The following is an 18,465-nucleotide window of genomic DNA, read 5'->3' as shown; positions in this document are numbered from 1 at the left end:
GTCATTTGACGCTATTTTTTATGTGATATTAGAGTCGTTTCAAGTTAAGGAGATGTGGGTACATCATCTTCAGGGCGATGTAGTAATTGATAGGTCCAATTACTTCCATTAATTACATCGCTATTTAATTTTTTATAGTCACTGAGCAATTTCTCAGCATCAAAATAACAGTGTGAGGTAGCTTGTTGTTGTATTTGATGAATTGCTGGATAACACTTACTCAAGTTTTGAATAAATTGGAAATAAGGAGATAAGGGGAGGCCTGCAGCTGAAAGTACACGACTAGCAAGGAAATGTGCTGGAATAAACTCAGCATTGAATTGCTTTTTATCTATAGGGAAGTTACTCCAGACAGCTAGCGGTGTCTCAAAATACTTGGTTTGTTTCTTATCAATTTTATCTTGTTCAGAATCAAAGTATTGAAAGTCATCATAGACTTTTTGCAGGTTTGGTAAATGATCACCAAAGAAAACAATCATGGTTGGACGATCAAGTTGTTTTGTCATTTCAATGAGCTGTTTTAACTTTGCATCCGCACGTTGCATACCGAGTAGATAAGTATTGAGTTGGCGTTGGCTAGCAGCACTCACGCCTTCTTTATTGACAATATATTTATCTTTTCCGAAGCGATCATCATTATACATGGGATGGTTTTCGACAGTGATTGCATAAATGAACTGTGCTTGGTCATGCTGTTGAAGCTGTTGTTTTATACTCTCATAAATAAGATCATCTGTTGCCCATCCACCCTGATTGATGACATTTTGGGGATTGGCTGTCATATTCTCTAAAGAGATGAAACGTTGAAAACCTAGATTTTGGTAAACTGCGCTACGATTATAAAAATATTTACCATTATTGTGCATAGCCGTACTGGTATAACCAAGTTGGTTAAAATAGCGTGCTAAAGAATAAATCGGTCGTTTAATTTTAGAGACATAAAGCAGTTCATTTTTATTTAAATAAACATTGAGTCCCGTAAGAACTTCAAATTCTACGTTTGCAGTACCCCCTCCAAAGCTCGGAGAAAGGAGCTGTGAAAGCTGATTTTTTTCAATGGTTGGTGTTAAATTTTTGGGTATATTGGGATCAAGCTTAGTTGCATCCCAATGTGATTCACTCATGATGAATATAATATTAGGTAATTGATCAAGCTTTGAGGATGCATGAACTTGGGGTGTCTTTAGAATATGTTCAATTTGTTCTTTAGGAATTTTTTCAGTACTAAATAATTTATCGTTTAAGTTATCAATCGATTTAGAAAAGAAAAAAGTACTCATTCCCAAAGTGCGAATAGTGAGGTGATCGCCAACCCAATCTCCACGTGTTTGTGGTAAATAACGTGTGTATTGACATAAGTAGTTAGTCGGGTTTTTGGCACATTGTGTAGCGAAGTTATTTTGAAAGTTCGCTGTAATAAAAAACCCAATAATAAATATCGCTAAAATACCATTGGTAATGAAGATATGGCCTTTTTCACGCTTTTCTTTTTTATATAACCAAATAAATAATGCAACGAATAAGGCTAAGCTAATAAATACAAATAGTTTCAAAGAAAGAGGGGACGCTTTGAGTGTTTCACTGACCAATAAAAAGTCACTTGGCACCAAACTTGTAGAGAGATAACGTTCTTTTTGAATATTAATAAAGGTGAGCAAGAAAACAGTAAATTGACTCACAATCAGTGTTAGCCAAGTTTTACGAATCATAAGGTAAAAACCTGAGATGAATGCGTAATTTAAAATGGCGGAAAAGACGTATTTGAAGATACGGAGGTTGCGCTCATAACCATTCAGGGCAAGGAAGTGCTGTAGATTCTCTTGAGTTAAGAAAAAAATGAATACAGAAATAAAGGCAACGACAATGAAAAGTGCCTGTTGTTTGAGCAACGTCATTGGCTTGGGGCATAAAAGGGCAAGGTAGAAAGATTATAGTCCAATTACGGGTTATTACAATTTAGTTTATTTATAACTTGGGTCGAAAGTGGTAAAAATCCGTTGATTGTGTTTACTGAAGCATAAACATAATCAACGGAGTTAAACGTTAATTATTTACTAAAGCGCATAGAAAGATCGATGGCCTGAACATCTTTGGTTAATACACCCATAGAGATATAGTCCACACCACTGCTGGCCACAAGTGCTAGGTTATCCAGTGTAATGTTCCCTGATGCTTCTAGTTTACAACGTCCAGCAACGTGTTTAACAGCATCAATCATTTGCTGTTGGCTAAAGTTATCCAGCATTACAATATCCGCTTGAGCTTCGATAGCTTGGTCTAATTCATCCCAAGTTTCTACCTCTACTTCTACAGGTTTATTGGGTGCAATTTGACGTGCTTGAGCAATTGCTTGAGCTATACCACCAGCAGCCATAATATGATTTTCTTTAATTAGAAATGCATCAAAGAGCCCAAGACGATGATTTTGACCACCACCAACAGTAACAGCATATTTTTGTGCAATACGTAATCCTGGCAGGGTTTTACGAGTATCTAATAATTTTGTATGTAAGCCTTCTAATTGCTGAACATAGTGCGCTGTTTTTGTTGCAACAGCAGAAAGCGTTTGAATAAAGTTAAGTGCAGCACGTTCAATACTTAACAGGCTGCGTGCTTTACCTTGTAATTTAAGGAAGGTTTCTCCAGCAGCAACAGCCTCGCCATCTTGTTTTAACCACACAATTTCTACTGTTGGATCAAACTTTTGAATTAAAGCATTTACCCAAGGTTGTCCAGCTAGAATCATGTGTTCACGACTTAAGACCGTCGCTGATGCATATTCATTTTCTGGGCTAAGCATTGCCGTAATATCACCATCGCCTAGATCTTCTTGTAAAGCCTGTTGTATGTTCAACTGAATGGATTGTTCAAGCAAGGATTGCGGTATGCTCATGGAATATCCCTATATTGATTGTGCTAAAAAAACAGCGGCATTTTAGCATTGTCACCGCTGTCTTTGCAGAAGTATTTATTTTTTAAGATTACGAGTAAGCTATAGGTGAAAATCATGCTTGGTTAAATCTAAGCACTAAAGTGGAGTGGTAAATGCGATATACAGATAAATTTCAAGTTATAGCAGGGCAGTTACAAGGTGCTCAGCAGATTGCATCCCCTAACTTTAATCAACGTCCAGATGGCACTGAAATTCAGTTAATTGTTATACATAACATAAGTTTACCCCCATCACAATTTGGTGGAGGCTATATTGAGCAGTTTTTTCAAAATAAATTAGATTGGGAGTTACACCCATATTTTAAACATATTGAAGGAATGCAAGTTTCTTCACATTTATTGATATTAAGGACTGGAGAGGTTTTACAGTTTGTTAATTTTAATGATCGTTCGTGGCATGCTGGGCGTTCAAGTTATTTAGGTAAACAAGAGTGTAATGATTATTCAATTGGAATCGAGCTTGAGGGAAGTGACGATTTGGAATTTGAAGATGAACAATATCAGGCTTTGACTGATGTAGTATTGGCATTACAACATGCTTATCCTAAAACACAAGGGCATCTTGCAGGACATTCTGATATTGCACCACAGCGAAAAACTGACCCTGGTCCTCACTTTAATTGGCAATATTTCCGTGAACAATTAAGACTAAAAAAACAGGATAATCATGTTGAATCAGACTGTTAAAAAGAAGTAGATAAAGTCAATTTATTGTTCAACGTTGAAATGCTGTTAAAGATCATCATTCAATCACGTTTTTTCACTTCAGTTTGATTACAATAAGCACTTTATTTAAAAATGAGTAGTTCTGATGGCGCTATGGCGATCCACATTTATCGTCAGTGCAATGACCATGGTTTCACGAGTATTAGGTCTTGTACGCGACATGGTTTTGCTGAATGTCTTTGGTGCGGGAAAGGATTTTGATACCTTTGTTGTGGCATTTCGTATTCCAAACTTCTTTCGGAGGCTATTTGCCGAAGGGGCATTTTCTCAAGCTTTTATTCCAATATTAACTGAATATAAAACGCAGCGTTTACATGCCGAAGTACAAATATTAATTAGTAGAGTCTTTGGCTGTTTATTATTGGCAATGTCAGCACTAACCTTAGTGGCCATGATCGCAGCTCCTGTTATTATTTATGCTTATGCTCCTGGTTTTCATACCGATCCAGCTAAGTTTGAGTTAGCAGTTGATATGTTTCGATTGACCATACCCTATTTAATGTTTATGTCTTTGACTGCTTTTGCAAGCAGTATCTTAAACAGTTATGGTTCTTTCTCGACTCCTGCTTTTTCTCCAGTATTGTTAAACATTACAATGATCGCTGCTGCATGGTGGTTAGCACCCCATATGGCTCAACCGATTATGGCATTAGGTTGGGCAGTTGTTGCTGCGGGCATTTTACAACTTGCTATTCAAGTTCCTGAATTATGGCGTAAGAAATTACTCATCCCGCCTAAAGTTGATTTTAAACATGAAGGTGTAGAGCGAATATTAAAGCTCATGTTACCTGCACTATTTGGTGTGTCTGTTACTCAGATTAACCTTTTATTGAATACGATTTGGGCTTCATTTATGCAAGATGGGTCAGTGTCGTGGTTGTATAGTGCAGAACGTATGACTGAATTGCCTCTTGGTTTGATTGGTGTAGCCATTGGGACCGTTATCTTACCTTCTTTGTCAACGCAAAAAGCAGAGCATGACCAACAGAAATTTAAAGCCATGCTGGATTGGGCTGCACGAGTCATTGTCTTGGTTGGTGTGCCAGCAAGTATCGCACTCTTTATGCTATCGACACCAATTATTCAAGCATTATTCCAAAGAGGTGAGTTCGATTTACGTGATACTCAAATGACTGCTATGGCATTACAGTGCATGAGTGGTGGGGTATTGGCGTTTATGCTAATTAAAGTCTTTGCCCCTGGTTTTTATGCAATTCAAGATACAAAAACTCCAGTACGTGTTGGCCTAATTGCTGTAGCGACCAATGCAATTTTAAACGTCATTTTTATTGGTATTTTCAAGTTAATTGATTGGCATGCAGAACATATGGCATTAGCGATTGCTTCTTCAGGTTCAGCTTTGGTCAACGCGGGCTTACTTTATTATTACCTGCATCGCCGTGATATTTTTCGCTTCGGTCAACACTGGAAAAAACTACTCTTACAATTTGTGATTGCGAATATTGTGATGGTATGTGCACTAGCTTATGGTTTGACTTGGTATAACGGTGAGGCATCGCAGTGGATGCGTGTTTTACAAGTAGTTGCTTTATGTGTAGTCGGCGTTGTGGCTTATGCTATGGGATTATTATTTAGTAATTTCAGACCACGTCAGTTAAGACCTTGATGCGTTTAATTATTGATTGAATTCAAGGCTGTCTATATGACAGCCTTTTTTGAACATGCTAACCAGTTAGAATAATTCAGATTTTATTGCACAATTTTGAGTAACTCGATATCAAATATCAATGTGCTATTCGGGCCAATTGCATCCCCGGAACCAATTTCACCATAGGCCAATTTTGCTGGAATAAAGAAGCGGTATTTACTTCCTTCTTTCATGAGTTGTAAGCCCTCAGTCCAGCCTGGAACAACTTGGCTAACCTGAAATTCAACAGGTTGATCTCGTGCGATGGAACTATCAAATACTGTTCCATCAAGCAAGCGGCCTTCATAGTTGACTAAAACTTTTGATCCAGCTTTTGGTGTTTTTCCTGTACCAGCTGTAATAACTTGGTATTGCAGGCCAGATTTAGTTTGAGTTATGCCTGCATTTTTGCTGTTACTTTCAAGAAAGGTTTTTTCTTTGAGCGCATTCTCAGCAGCAACTTGTTTGAGTTTCTCAAGCTGAAGCGCATCATTGCGTTTTTTATACTGTATGAGTGCTTTTTTCATTTCAGCTTCAGTTAGGCTTGCATTTGTTCCTGCAGCACCTTGTTTAACACCTTCTATAAAGGTATTCATATCCACATCATTCAATACTTCTGCATAACTGCGTCCCATGAGATAGCCGTAGCTATAGCTAAACTGGTCTTGTTGTGAACTACGATTGTTGATGCTTGCTGCATCACTAACAGAGCAAAGAAAGAAAAGACCGGAGCAAAGCAATATTTTATTCATGATATATCCTGTATCGGGAAACAAGATTTGCTCCCAGTTGAAATAACTAAACCTACCTTGATTAGTTCTACAATAAAAATCAAAGTGATACTATAAGCGGTATGTATATTGTTGGTGTTAAACAGAAAAACCAAGCCTTTTTAGACTTCGTCATTTGAGTCTGATCAGTTCAATTTCAAAAATAAACATATGAGTTACAGGAATGTATCTCATTACTTTTGCCTCATCATTGAGTTTTGTTGTAATTGAGGAGGTGGGTGAGCGTGTATTGTTATATGTGGTCACCCAAAAAAGGAGAGCTAATGCTCTCCTTGTACGAATCAAATCTTATTGAACTTTGACTAATTCAACATCAAAGATAAGCGTACTATTGGCTGGAATTTGTGCTGAAGATTGAGCACCATAGCCGAGTTTAGCAGGGATATAGAGCGTTGCTTTACCCCCTTCTTTCATGAGTTGTAAACCTTCAGTCCATCCAGGAATGACTCCTTTCAATGGGAAAACTGCAGGTTCATTACGTTTGTATGAGCTATCAAATTCTGTACCGTTAATAAGTTTACCAGTGTAATGTACAGTAACCATTGAATCTGCTGTTGGTTGTTTACCTGTACCTTCCTTAATCACTTTGTACTGTAAACCAGAAGCTGTGGTAATTACGCCTGGTTTTTTTGCATTTTCACTTAGGAATTTTTCAGCACTAGCATCAGATTGTTGTAACTCAGTCTTTTGTTTCTTTTCCAATTCTTTTTGTAGCTCAACTGATGCTGCTTGTAGTTCTTCATCTGTATAAGCACGTGGTTGTTTAGCAAAACCTGCGCGTATACCTGTAACAAAAGCATCAATATCCAGTTCTGGTGGCGTTTGGCTGCCAAATTCGTGGCCAAGTGCATAGCTCACTTTTTCAATTGGGCTGGCATCTTTACTCATGCTAGATGAAGTTGTTGGTGCCGCAGGGTGTTTTGTTGCGTAGTAAACAGGGACCAGTGCAGCACCACCTAAAAGTACGGCAACGGTGATAGGTAAAGCTTTACTCATAACATGTCTCAATATGTTTTTAGAAATATAACGAAATGCAGTTTAGTGCATTCAGCATATACTGTCATGGAGTAAAGAGGTATCACATTTGCATAGATTTTTCACAATAAATACAGTATTAGGGTATTCAACATTAAAAATATCTGTTGAATACCCAGATTAAAATAACAGTGAAGATATAATCAGTCATGCTTTGACGTGTGATAACTATAATTATAGCGATAGCCAGAACCATAACCGATGCTTCTCTGAATATCATTGAGAATAACACCATTTATTTTACTGCCTGCTTGTTCATAGCGGTTTTTAGCAAGATCTAAAGTTTTAATCAGAGTTTGTCCATGTCTAACCACAATGAGATTTACGGCAGCGTATTGTGAAACGATGATAGCATCCGTGACAGCTAGCACAGGAGGTGTATCAATAATAATATGATCATAAAGAGAAGATAGATTTTGGAGTAACGTTTGAAAATAATCTGAGACGAGTATTTCAGACGGATTGCCTAGATTTTTGCCACGACTTATAAAATCTAAGTTTTCTACATGGGTGGTATGTAGACATTGCTTTAAATCAACCTGTTTATGCAAATAGTCGCTAAGCCCTGGGCCAATGGATTGATTAAAATATTTATGAAGATAACCTCGTCTTAGGTCAGCATCGATGAGCAATACCTTTTTATTACTTTGTGCAAAAATAACAGCTAGGTTAGCTGATATAAAAGATTTGCCGACTTCTGGCTCAGGTCCTGAAATGGAGATCACATTATTTTTTGCATGTGCTAAGGCAAAGTGAATTGTAGTACGAATACTTCTTAAACTTTCAATTGCCATATCTTCATTGTCTCGAACAGCGAGTATTGGAATAGACTTTTTCTTCTTGAGTATGTGGGCTCGATTTTCTTGAATCGGAGAGCGAGGTATTGTGGCAAATACAGCAAGATCAAGTTCTTCTTCAATTTGAGTCGAGGTTTTAATGCCCTGCTTTAACATGCTTTGCAAGAGTGAAAGCATCGTGCCAATAAATCCACCAATGATAAGTGCCATTAAAATCACAATAAATTTACGAGGTTTAATGGCTTGTACAGGTTCAATGGCAGTATCAATAATACGTACACTACCGACTTCACCAGCTTGTGCAACTTTGAGTTGTTGATAGTTATTAAGTAATGATGTGTAGAGTTCAGTATTTACTTTTACATCGCGGTAAAGTTGTAAATATAAACGCTGTAACTCAGGTAGAGCACTTAAAGTATGATTAAGCTCAGATATCTTACTATTAATGGCATTTAGTTGTGCTGTAACCTCAGTCATGAGTGGGTGATCGTCAGTATATTTAGATTTTAGTTCTGCTTGTTTTTGTTTTAATTCAATACGTGTTTTTTCAAGCTCGACACTTTGTTTAAGCAATAATTCAGATTCTTGAGAGACATCTACTGTATTATTCTTGCGACGAAATTGGTTAAATTTTATTTCTGAATCAAGGAGCTGTTGTCTTAACTCTGGAAGTTGTTTATCTAAAAAGTTAAGCGTTTGTTTCGATTCTAGGGTTTTTCTCTCAATATTCTGTTGATGATAAATATCTAATACATTGTTAAGTACATGAGTGATATGTTCTTTGTTATGTCCCCGATATTCTAAACCAATCACACCAGTTAATTTACCTCGTTCAGAAACAGAGTAATTTTCTAGAAAAGAATCCATTGCTGAAGGGATTGATTGTTTGATTAGGGTGAAATTCTGCTGTGGGTGGCCTACTGGCATTGAAATTTCAATTTTCCAAATACCTTTCTCAGTATTTAATTGATTAAGCTGGTTCAGTCTGCCAGTGAATAGAACATGATCTTTAAATTGGATTGTAAATTGGTCATTGCCTATAAAATCTAAAATTAAAGGTTTATCTAAATAGTATTGCGGTAAATCAAATCGTTTAATTTGAAATTGAAAATTATTTTTTTGAATAGTGACTGCATTGGAATTATAAAAAACTTCTAGGCGGTCAGAAGAAACCAGTCGGGTTAAAAAACTATCTTGATTATCTTTAATTAATAAATTGAGATTTAAGTTGTGAATAACTTGAGTAATGATTAATCTGGATTTGAGAATCTCAATTTCCGCATCTGCTGGTGACTTAGCCGCAACACTTCCTGAAAGTTCTTTCAACTGTCCTAGTAAAGCGATGGAGGCAGCACTTTTTCCATCCTCGACCTGTACTAATGCATTGGTTGAGTAAGTAGGTAAAGTCACACGTAAATAGAGTATTGCAATAATGAAACTGACCAGCATGCAAAGCATAATCAGTTTCCATTGATTTAAAATTGAAAAAAATAATTCTTTTAAGTCTATAGTTTCATTATTTGATTTTAGATTCATAATTGACCGTTCATGCTAACGCGAAAGATAATATTGCCAATCCAATAAAAAACTTCGAATAAGACAACATGTTTCATTAAAAAAAATTTGATCATGTTGATAGGGATCTTTGATGTTCTGATGTTGCCAATGCCCTAAACGAAAGGTTTTTCCATAAGCAAAAGGCCAAAGGTTTTCAATATAGTTCTGTTGATTCTGAGTCATGACTAAGATGATATCAGCCCACTTAATGAGCTGATCAGTAACCTGTCTAGCCGTATGAGAGCGGATGTCGATGTTGTATTGATCCATACAGTGTATCGCTTTAGGATCAGCCGATTTTCCAACTAAAGCATTTAACCCAGCAGATTGAATATTAAATTGAGGGAACTGTTGTTTGAGAAAATATTCAGCCATAGGACTGCGACAAATATTCCCAACGCAAATAACCAATATGTGTTGAGTATTTATGGTCATGGTTTACCTAGCTGATTAACACTGTATAAGACGCTGGAAAAGGGAACAATTTGATTAATGACACGTTGCCAGCGTGTTAATCCTGTAGCATCAATATAGACAATGTCATTTTTTTGCATTTCGAACTGGTTCGCTAAGGCTAAATTTCCAATGCTGGACAAATCTAGATGATATAGAGTTGAAGTTTTATTCATTAGGTCTGTACGCATAACAAAAATTCGTGCAGCACTTGCAGAGTAAGCACTAATACCTTCACTTTCACCAAGAACATCACTTAGACTCATGCCTTGATCTCGTAGTTCAATAGCTGTACTACGACTAGATTCACCCATAACATAAAGTTTTTGATCTTGCTTAGTGTTGACAAAAATAGTGTCATTCGGTTGGATCAATAATTTATGTAGTGACAGTCCTTGTTTTTCTAAATTGAGAACATTGAGATTGTATACAAGGCCATCACGAATGAGTTGGACATGTGTATTATCACCTGTTTTAGTGTCTACGCCGCCAGCCATTCCTAATGCTGTATACACACTGATGGGTTGATCATTTAAAGTATATTGGCCACTTTTAATGACTTGACCATTCACATAATATCGACGCCCTTCATATGAAATAACTCTAACAACAACATCGGGATGTTTTAAATAGCGAGAGAATTTTTTGTGCAGATAACTATTTGTTTCTGCTAAGGTCTTACCTGCAATCTGGACTCGCCCTATAAGAGGGAGCTGAATATAGCCATTAGGATCGATAGCGTATCCAGTGGTTTTGGCATTTGCACTGTCAATTTGGATGGGGGGAGTGATTTCAGGATACGCCCACAGTTGAATAGATAAAATATCACCTGGACTTAGGGTATAGAGTACTTGCTGATGATGAAACAGTTGCTGGATTTGTTCTGGACTTTGTTGAATTTGTACAGCTATGGATGGAATATTTTCTTGGGTGAGTTGTATCACAGAAATCACAGCACCTTGTTCAGTACTAAATTGTCCATGTTTAGGTAGATCATAGGTGTGAAGACCAGGGATAAGCGCGCAGCTTGTGACAAATAAGGATAGCGCTATAAGAATTGGTGGACATAAATACTTCACATTAAAAAACCTTTCTTTATAAAATATTTTCTGTAATTGAATAGAAATCATATCTATTCATGTTGTAAAAAATAAATAATGAGTTCCTTACGAATTTATTTAATACACATTTAAGTTAATTGATATTTATAGAAGCGTTAGATTTATAAAAATAGCATGTGAAATTTTGTTTTTTCAATCTTATTAATTTTTAAATTATTTTTTAACCTTACTTGTATATAGTAATTTGTATATTAAAGTTAGGCTGTTTTTTTTTGTATTTCGAAGTTTTCTTGCTGTTTTTTTTGATGGTGTATAGCGTATATTTTGTTTTTTTACCTCGTTGGTGAGTGATTTTAGTGTTGAGTTTTCTTTAAAAAAGTTTTTTCTTGTAAAATATGTTGGTTTTAGAAAATGGTTAAAGGGATAAGATCTGTTTAAAAATTAGTTTTTATATAATAATATGCTCTGTGGGCGAAATTTAATTTACAATAATAATCGTTTTTTTATTTTATGAATTTTAATTTTAATTTTGTTTTTCCACAATAAATTTTAAAAATAAGGTCAATGGAAAAATAAAAAATATCTAACTTTATGTAAAGCGCCGTAAAATGTCGAGCGTTTATAAGCTTCCTATATGTGACTTTAATGTTAGACTGTTACAGTATAAAAGCCGGTTTAAATCGTGTGGATATAAGAATATTGATCATTTACACAATCTTTCCTTTATTTGGAAGTAACGAAGAACGATATAATTTTAACTTCAAATAAAAAGTATTGTTTTTTTTAGGAATCATTTTGTTATCGGAGGGTGCTATGGGATTCATTGTCCATAGATATTCAAGTTTAGAAAAAAAACAGTGGAATGATTTTATATTAAATTGTAAAAATTCACATTTTATGTTTCATCGGGATTTTATGGATTATCATTCAGATCGTTTTGAAGATTTTTCATTGATTATCATGAATGAAAATAAAAAGATAATTACATTGCTACCTGGAAATATTAATAAGAATATTTTTTATAGTCATCAGGGATTAACATTCGGTGGTTTCTTAATGGATAAAAAAATTCATGCCATGGATATAATAGAGGTATTTGATGCTGTAAAAAAATTTTTAAAAACAAACAAAATAGAAAAAATCATTTATAAGCCTATACCTGTTATTTATCATCAATACCCAGCCCAAGAAGATTTATATGCTTTATTTCGGAATGATGCTCAGCTATCACGCCGTGATATTAGTTCTTCAATTATGATGGAGAAGGGATATAATTATTCAAAAAGTAAGCAGAGAAATATTAATAAGGCAAAAAGAGAAGGGGTTGTTTGTCAACAAGTGCAGCAACCTAGTTTAGTTTGGGGTGTGATCCGCCATGTACTTGAAGAATATCACCATACTACTCCTGTCCATAATGAGGCGGAAATTGATTATTTAAAAGAAAAATTTCCTGAAAACATTAAGGCTTATGCAGCATTTTACCAAGATGCGATTGTTTCTGCGTGTGTTACTTTTGAAAGTATTAATGTTGTACATACACAATACTTAGCTAGTAATCAGTTGGGGCGAGAGCTACGTGCATTAGATTTACTAATTGATTATGTCATTGCTGCGAGTTCTGATTATGCATCAATTTTTGATTTTGGTATCTCAAATGAAAATAACGGTCGATATTTAAATAATGGTTTGATCAGTCAGAAAGAGGGATTTGGCGCACGTGCAATTGTCTATGACTTATATAGTATGGATATTAATTAATAGAGTAGTGATGAATTTAGCAAATGTGGTGAGATGAAGATTAAGTAGGCAGTATCCTAACTGGAAATAGTATAGAAGATATTCATATGCTAGAGCTTAAATTACTTCTATTGATTGGTGAAGTGAAGCGCTAAGATTTTGTTTGATCATTAAGTTGCCCTTCCTTTGTAGGACTTAAGTGGCAGAATTGATCATTCAAACACAAGCCTGTGAATTTCTGCTATATTTCTTGCCTTGAAAATGAAGTTTTTTACCTGAAAAAACCTAATGAGTTAATGGCATATGTTTCAATTAGATCAGCTTAAAATCGCAATTATCGGACTGGGTTATGTTGGTTTACCACTAGCAGTAGAGTTCGGGAAACATGTACCGACAATTGGTTTTGATATAAATCAACACAGAATCGAAGAATTAAAACAAGGTATAGATCACACGCTTGAGGTGAATGCTGAAGAAATGATGCAAGCAACTCAGTTGGTTTATAGTGCTGATGTTGATGATCTTTCAGTAAGTAATTTTTATATTGTTACGGTACCAACCCCTATTGATGATTTCAAACAACCAGACCTGAATCCTTTGATTAAAGCATCAGAAATGATTGCGAAAGTCTTAAAGAGTGGTGATGTTGTTGTTTATGAATCAACAGTATATCCAGGAGCAACTGAAGAAGTATGTATTCCTGTCTTAGAGAAAATTTCAGGTTTGAAACTTAATCATGATTTCTTCGTTGGTTACAGTCCAGAGAGAATTAATCCAGGTGATAAACAACGTCGAGTAACCAATATTCTAAAAATTACATCAGGTTCAACCATTGATGCAGCTGAATATATTGATAGAACTTATCAATTAATTATTCAGGCTGGTACATATAGAGCACCTAGTATTAAAGTTGCTGAAGCTGCAAAGGTGATTGAAAACACTCAACGAGATGTAAATATTGCACTTATCAATGAGCTGGCATTAATTTTTAATAAGATCGGTATTGATACTGAAGAGGTACTTAAGGCAGCAGGAACGAAGTGGAATTTCTTAGGATTCCGTCCTGGTCTTGTTGGCGGCCATTGTATTGGAGTTGATCCATACTATTTAACACATAAGGCACAGTCTATAGGCTTACACCCTGAAATTATTCTCGCAGCACGCCGCTTAAATGATCGTATGGGAGAGTATGTTGCCACTCAATTAATTAAAGAAATGGTAAAAAAACGCATTCAGGTGGTGGGTTCGAAGATTTTAGTGATGGGTTTAAGTTTTAAAGAAAACTGCCCAGATATTCGTAATACTAAGATTGTAGATATGGTCAATGCCTTAAAAGAATATGATTTGGATCTTGATATTTATGATCCATGGGTTGATCCAGATGAGGTTGAAAAAGAATATGGTCTGCGCCCACTCATTAATGTTGAAGCACAAGGACAATATGACGCAATTGTTTTGGCTCTAGCGCATGAGCAATTCCAAAAAATGAGTGCAGAAGACTTTAATAATTTGGGTAAAGCAAAACATGTTTTATATGATTTGAAATATGTGCTTGATCAAAATCAAAGTGATATCCGACTATAAAATTCTAATAATAGGAATCGTATGAATATTTTAGTGACAGGTGGTGCAGGTTTTATTGGTTCAGCTGTAGTACGACACTTAATTCAAAATACACAACATCATGTTTTGAATGTAGATAAATTAACTTATGCTGGCAATCTTGAGTCGTTGTCTGAAATTGATCAAGATCCACGATACCAATTCGTGCAGGCTGATATTTGTGATGCTACATATTTGACCAAAATATTTAAAGATTTTAAACCAGATGCAGTAATGCATCTGGCAGCGGAATCACATGTAGATCGTTCAATTGATGGTCCTGCAGCCTTTATTCAAACGAATATTGTTGGCACATATACCTTACTGGAGGTTGCACGCCATTATTATATGTCGCTCTCTGTAGAGAAGAAGTCACAGTTTAGATTGCATCATATTTCAACCGATGAGGTTTATGGTGATTTAGAGGGAACAACTGACTTATTTACAGAAACAACGAGTTATGCACCGAGCTCACCTTATTCTGCCAGTAAGGCCAGTTCAGATCATTTGGTACGTGCTTGGAATCGAACGTATGGGTTACCTGTTGTTATCACGAATTGTTCAAATAACTACGGACCCTATCATTTCCCTGAGAAACTGATTCCGCTGGTGATTTTGAATGCTTTACAGGGTAAGACTTTACCTATTTATGGCAAAGGTGATCAGATTCGTGATTGGCTTTTTGTTGAAGATCATGCTCGAGCATTATATTGCGTGATGACCCAAGGGAAAGTGGGTGAAACTTATAATATCGGTGGTCATAACGAAAAACAGAATATTGAAGTCGTTCAGAGCATTTGCAAAATTTTAGATGAGTTACAGCCACGTAGAGATGGTGGGACTTATGCTGAGTTGATTGAGTTTGTTCAAGATCGACCAGGTCATGATTTGCGTTATGCGATTGATGCGACAAAAATTGCAAATGAATTAGGTTGGAAACCATTAGAAACGTTTGAGACGGGAATTCGAAAAACTGTAGAGTGGTATTTAAATCACTTAGATTGGTGTGATCGAGTACAAGATGGTAGTTATCAAGGGCAACGATTGGGTGTAAATATATCATGAGCACAAAGGGTATTATTCTAGCAGGTGGTTCAGGGACGCGTTTATATCCAATTACCAAGGGTGTTTCTAAACAGCTATTGCCTATTTATGATAAGCCAATGATTTACTATCCATTATCTGTATTAATGCTGGCTGGTATTCGTGAAATTCTGGTCATTACCACAGCTGAAGATTTGGATGGGTTTAAACGTTTGCTCGGTGATGGTTCGCAATTTGGGGTCGAATTACAGTATGCCGTACAGCCTAGTCCAGATGGTTTAGCGCAGGCTTTTATTATCGGTGAACAGTTTATTGGAAAGAGTTCTGTCTGTTTAGTTCTAGGCGATAACATTTTCTATGGCCAAGGCTTTACCCCAATGTTGCGTCAGGCTGCAAGTCGATCATCTGGTGCGACTGTTTTTGGCTATCAAGTAAAAGATCCTGAACGCTTTGGTGTGGTTGAATTTGATGAAAATCGTTGTGCTGTTTCTTTAGAAGAGAAACCCCAAAAACCGAAGTCAAATTTTGCTGTTACAGGTTTATATTTTTATGACAATGATGTCATTGAGATTGCTAAACAGGTAAAACCTTCTGAGCGCGGTGAGCTGGAAATTACGACAGTTAACCAAATGTATTTAGAGCGTGGCGATCTTAACGTTGAATTGTTAGGGCGAGGGTTTGCTTGGCTAGACACAGGAACACATGCCAGTTTATTAGAGGCTGCACAATTTGTCGAAACTTTAGAAAAACGACAGGGCTATAAGGTCGCGTGTTTAGAAGAAATTGCATTAAATAACGGTTGGTTGAATCGTGAGCAAGTGAGGACTATCGGTCTAAGTATGCAGAAGAATGATTATGGTCAATATTTACTATCATTACTGAGTGATGTTGAATGAGCTTAGTCAAATTAGTCGATTTACCAGATTTCTCAGATGAGCGTGGTGGTTTAGTCGCGATTGAGTCTGGGGAAAATGTGCCATTCAAAGTGAAGCGTTTGTATTATATTTTTAATACCAACCAGCAAGCACGTGGTTTTCATGCGCATCTAAATTTGCAGCAACTCGCTATTTGTGTCAAAGGTCATTGTCGTTTTATTTTGGACAATGGGCATGAGAAACAAGATATTGTTTTGGATCAACCTACTAAAGGTTTACTGATTGAAGGGTTGCTCTGGCGAGAAATGCACGACTTTTCTGAAGACTGCGTACTATTGGTCTTGGCTAGTGAGCACTATGATGAAGCTGACTATATTCGCGATTATCAACAATTCTTACGAGTCATTCAGGAAAATAGTTCTATGCTTTCAGCACCGAATGTTGTTTGAGTTTTATTATAAAGAATAAATCATTAGTTTTAACCTGAATACTTGGGTCACACTGTTGATGATGTAATTTTTTTAAAAGTAGCATCTAAACTTGAAGCATTAAGTTATATTTACATCTTGAATCAGAGATAGGGATATAACTTGCCATGTTTGAGACATCAACAGTATTCATTCATCCACTTTCAGATGTAAAAAGTGAGGACATTGGAGAAGGCACCAGAGTTTGGCAGTTTAGTGTAATTTTTGAAGGGGCCAAGATTGGTCGTAATTGTAATATTTGCGCGCATACTTTGATTGAAAATGGTGCTGTCGTCGGTAATAACGTCACGATCAAGTCGGGAGTGTATTTGTGGGATGGTATCCATTTAGAAGACGATGTCTTTGTTGGACCATGTGTTGCATTTACCAATGATAAAAAGCCTCGTTCAAAACAGTATATAGATGTCTACCCACAGACCATCGTTGAAAAAGGTGCCAGTATTGGAGCAAACGCAACAATATTACCTGGTATTAAGATTGGTCAAAAAGCAATGATTGGTGCTGGTGCTGTCGTTACCAAAGATGTACCTGATTATGCTGTAGTCGTGGGTAATCCAGCAACGATTAAAGGTTATATAGAAAAATGATCCCTTTCTTAGATTTAAAGAGTATTAATCAACAGTATCGTGCTGAGCTGATTGAGGCTTGTACGCAGGTTATTGATTCAGGTTGGTATATTACTGGGCAGTATCTAGAACAGTTTGAGCAAAACTTTGCTGCTTATTGCGGTAGTCAGTATGCAATTGGTGTTGCTAATGGTCTAGATGCACTGATTTTGACTTTACGTGCATGGAAAGAACTCGGAAAACTACAAGCTGGGGATGAGGTTCTGGTTCCTTCAAATACTTATATAGCAAGTATTTTAGCTATTTCAGCAAATGATTTAGTTCCTGTTTTGGTTGAACCAGATCCTTCGCAATTTAACCTTGATCCAAATAAGATTGAAGCAGCAATTACGGCAAAAACGAAGGTTATACTGCCAGTACACTTGTATGGCCAGCTTGCAAATATGCCAGAGATTATGCGTATAGCGAAGAAGCATCAGCTTCTCGTCTTGGAGGATGCAGCGCAAGCACATGGCGCGCAGATACAAGGTAAGAAGGCCGGGGTATGGGGAGATGCTGCAGGTTTTAGCTTTTATCCTGGTAAAAATTTGGGTGCCTTAGGTGATGCAGGTGCAATTACGACTAATGACGTTGAACTAGCCACAATGCTGCGTGCGTTACGTAATTATGGCTCACATGAAAAATATAAAAATTTAGTACAAGGTGTAAATAGCCGCTTAGATGAGATTCAGGCGGCGATGTTGGATGTGAAATTAAAACACTTAGATAATGAAATACTGCAACGTCGAGCGATCGCTGATATCTATCTAACTCAAATTAACAATCCACTATTACAGTTGCCATTACAGAATGTGAATGCACATGATTATACTCAACATGTTTGGCACTTATTTGTAATACAAACTCAAAATCGTCAGGCTTTACAACAGTATTTGGCTGATCATGGTGTACAAACTCTCATCCATTATCCAATTCCACCGCATCAACAGCCAGCGTATCAACAATGGAACCACTTGAGTTTCCCAATATCTGAGCAATTACATGCACAAGTATTGAGTTTGCCTATGGGACCAACATTAAACAAACAAGATGCAGAAAAAATTGCTCAATTATGCAATGCTTTTAGAGCTTAA

General features: G+C 36.4%; 15 protein-coding genes and 2 pseudogenes. 10 read left to right on the top strand and 7 right to left on the bottom strand.

All coding sequences use genetic code 11. The features are described 5' to 3' along the window. Positions 1–44: 44 nt before the first annotated feature. Together RFH42_RS11835 and nadC are read right to left on the bottom strand one after the other, a co-directional pair. A complete protein-coding gene (locus RFH42_RS11835) occupies positions 45–1,895 on the bottom strand; it encodes an LTA synthase family protein (RefSeq protein ID WP_308975845.1) in 1,851 nt (616 codons plus the stop codon). A gap of 152 nt (positions 1,896–2,047) precedes the next feature. Beyond that, positions 2,048–2,893 carry a carboxylating nicotinate-nucleotide diphosphorylase gene (gene nadC / locus RFH42_RS11830; RefSeq protein WP_308975844.1) on the bottom strand — a complete coding sequence of 282 codons (846 nt, stop codon included), beginning with the start codon at positions 2,891–2,893 and terminating at the stop codon, positions 2,048–2,050. A gap of 152 nt (positions 2,894–3,045) precedes the next feature. Here nadC and ampD point away from each other — a divergent pair, with 152 nt between their 5' ends. Next, positions 3,046–3,639 carry a 1,6-anhydro-N-acetylmuramyl-L-alanine amidase AmpD gene (gene ampD / locus RFH42_RS11825; RefSeq protein WP_308975843.1) on the top strand — a complete coding sequence of 198 codons (594 nt, stop codon included), beginning with the start codon at positions 3,046–3,048 and terminating at the stop codon, positions 3,637–3,639. 124 nt (positions 3,640–3,763) lie between these two features. Then, positions 3,764–5,305 (top strand): murein biosynthesis integral membrane protein MurJ, encoded by a 1,542-nt coding sequence (gene murJ / locus RFH42_RS11820; RefSeq protein ID WP_308975842.1) that lies wholly within the window; start codon positions 3,764–3,766, stop codon positions 5,303–5,305. A gap of 83 nt (positions 5,306–5,388) precedes the next feature. On the opposite strand, the gene RFH42_RS11815 is transcribed toward murJ, so the two are convergent. The 5 genes from RFH42_RS11815 to RFH42_RS11795 form a co-directional block, all read right to left on the bottom strand. Beyond that, on the bottom strand, positions 5,389–6,078 hold the full coding sequence (locus tag RFH42_RS11815; RefSeq protein ID WP_308975840.1) for an FKBP-type peptidyl-prolyl cis-trans isomerase: 690 nt from the start codon (positions 6,076–6,078) through the stop codon (positions 5,389–5,391). Between the two features lie 327 nt (positions 6,079–6,405). Beyond that, positions 6,406–7,113: an FKBP-type peptidyl-prolyl cis-trans isomerase gene (locus RFH42_RS11810; protein WP_308975839.1), complete on the bottom strand. Its 708-nt coding sequence runs from the start codon at positions 7,111–7,113 to the stop codon at positions 6,406–6,408. Between the two features lie 182 nt (positions 7,114–7,295). Continuing rightward, a complete protein-coding gene (locus RFH42_RS11805) occupies positions 7,296–9,485 on the bottom strand; it encodes a polysaccharide biosynthesis tyrosine autokinase (RefSeq protein WP_308975837.1) in 2,190 nt (729 codons plus the stop codon). A 15-nt stretch (positions 9,486–9,500) separates the two neighbouring features. After that, positions 9,501–9,935 (bottom strand): low molecular weight protein-tyrosine-phosphatase, encoded by a 435-nt coding sequence (locus RFH42_RS11800; RefSeq protein ID WP_308975874.1) that lies wholly within the window; start codon positions 9,933–9,935, stop codon positions 9,501–9,503. Positions 9,936–9,937: 2 nt separating this feature from the next. Next, positions 9,938–11,038, bottom strand: coding sequence for a polysaccharide biosynthesis/export family protein (locus RFH42_RS11795; protein ID WP_374990766.1), 1,101 nt, complete (start codon positions 11,036–11,038; stop codon positions 9,938–9,940). Positions 11,039–11,833: 795 nt separating this feature from the next. Between RFH42_RS11795 and RFH42_RS11790 the strand changes: the two genes are divergently transcribed. The 8 genes and pseudogenes from RFH42_RS11790 to RFH42_RS11760 all read left to right on the top strand — a co-directional run bounded on the left by RFH42_RS11790 (position 11,834) and on the right by RFH42_RS11760 (position 18,465). Beyond that, on the top strand, positions 11,834–12,778 hold the full coding sequence (locus RFH42_RS11790) for a GNAT family N-acetyltransferase (protein ID WP_308975835.1): 945 nt from the start codon (positions 11,834–11,836) through the stop codon (positions 12,776–12,778). 282 nt (positions 12,779–13,060) lie between these two features. Continuing rightward, positions 13,061–14,341: a Vi polysaccharide biosynthesis UDP-N-acetylglucosamine C-6 dehydrogenase TviB gene (tviB, locus tag RFH42_RS11785; protein WP_308975833.1), complete on the top strand. Its 1,281-nt coding sequence runs from the start codon at positions 13,061–13,063 to the stop codon at positions 14,339–14,341. 21 nt (positions 14,342–14,362) lie between these two features. After that, positions 14,363–15,424 (top strand): dTDP-glucose 4,6-dehydratase, encoded by a 1,062-nt coding sequence (gene rfbB / locus RFH42_RS11780; RefSeq protein WP_308975832.1) that lies wholly within the window; start codon positions 14,363–14,365, stop codon positions 15,422–15,424. Beyond that, positions 15,421–16,299, top strand: coding sequence for a glucose-1-phosphate thymidylyltransferase RfbA (rfbA, locus tag RFH42_RS11775; protein WP_308975831.1), 879 nt, complete (start codon positions 15,421–15,423; stop codon positions 16,297–16,299). The genes rfbB and rfbA overlap by 4 nt, the downstream gene beginning before the upstream one ends. Continuing rightward, complete coding sequence (locus RFH42_RS11770) at positions 16,296–16,727, top strand: sugar 3,4-ketoisomerase (RefSeq protein ID WP_308975830.1); 432 nt, start codon at positions 16,296–16,298, stop codon at positions 16,725–16,727. The genes rfbA and RFH42_RS11770 overlap by 4 nt, the downstream gene beginning before the upstream one ends. A gap of 146 nt (positions 16,728–16,873) precedes the next feature. Further along, positions 16,874–17,035: pseudogene (locus RFH42_RS16945) on the top strand (N-acetyltransferase); the annotation flags it as partial. Positions 17,036–17,206: 171 nt separating this feature from the next. After that, positions 17,207–17,326 (top strand): annotated as a pseudogene (locus RFH42_RS16940) (DapH/DapD/GlmU-related protein); the annotation flags it as partial. Positions 17,327–17,349: 23 nt separating this feature from the next. Continuing rightward, the gene (locus RFH42_RS11760) at positions 17,350–18,465 is read left to right on the top strand and encodes a DegT/DnrJ/EryC1/StrS family aminotransferase (RefSeq protein WP_308975829.1); all 1,116 of its coding nucleotides are present in this window, start codon (positions 17,350–17,352) and stop codon (positions 18,463–18,465) included.

It is taken from the genome of Acinetobacter rudis (genome assembly GCF_031157835.1).
Taxonomy (GTDB): Bacteria; Pseudomonadota; Gammaproteobacteria; order Pseudomonadales; family Moraxellaceae; genus Acinetobacter; species Acinetobacter rudis_A.
Note: the sequence above shows the minus strand (reverse complement) of the source record. Positions and strands in the feature narration are given on the sequence as shown.

Coding starts and splice junctions, on each gene's coding strand:
- RFH42_RS11835 (WP_308975845.1), bottom strand. CDS start 1,895: ATGACGTTGCTCAAACAACAGGCACTTTTCATTGTCGTTGCCTTTATT.
- nadC (WP_308975844.1), bottom strand. CDS start 2,893: ATGAGCATACCGCAATCCTTGCTTGAACAATCCATTCAGTTGAACATA.
- ampD (WP_308975843.1), top strand. CDS start 3,046: ATGCGATATACAGATAAATTTCAAGTTATAGCAGGGCAGTTACAAGGT.
- murJ (WP_308975842.1), top strand. CDS start 3,764: ATGGCGCTATGGCGATCCACATTTATCGTCAGTGCAATGACCATGGTT.
- RFH42_RS11815 (WP_308975840.1), bottom strand. CDS start 6,078: ATGAATAAAATATTGCTTTGCTCCGGTCTTTTCTTTCTTTGCTCTGTT.
- RFH42_RS11810 (WP_308975839.1), bottom strand. CDS start 7,113: ATGAGTAAAGCTTTACCTATCACCGTTGCCGTACTTTTAGGTGGTGCT.
- RFH42_RS11805 (WP_308975837.1), bottom strand. CDS start 9,485: ATGAATCTAAAATCAAATAATGAAACTATAGACTTAAAAGAATTATTT.
- RFH42_RS11790 (WP_308975835.1), top strand. CDS start 11,834: ATGGGATTCATTGTCCATAGATATTCAAGTTTAGAAAAAAAACAGTGG.
- tviB (WP_308975833.1), top strand. CDS start 13,061: ATGTTTCAATTAGATCAGCTTAAAATCGCAATTATCGGACTGGGTTAT.
- rfbB (WP_308975832.1), top strand. CDS start 14,363: ATGAATATTTTAGTGACAGGTGGTGCAGGTTTTATTGGTTCAGCTGTA.
- rfbA (WP_308975831.1), top strand. CDS start 15,421: ATGAGCACAAAGGGTATTATTCTAGCAGGTGGTTCAGGGACGCGTTTA.
- RFH42_RS11770 (WP_308975830.1), top strand. CDS start 16,296: ATGAGCTTAGTCAAATTAGTCGATTTACCAGATTTCTCAGATGAGCGT.
- RFH42_RS11760 (WP_308975829.1), top strand. CDS start 17,350: ATGATCCCTTTCTTAGATTTAAAGAGTATTAATCAACAGTATCGTGCT.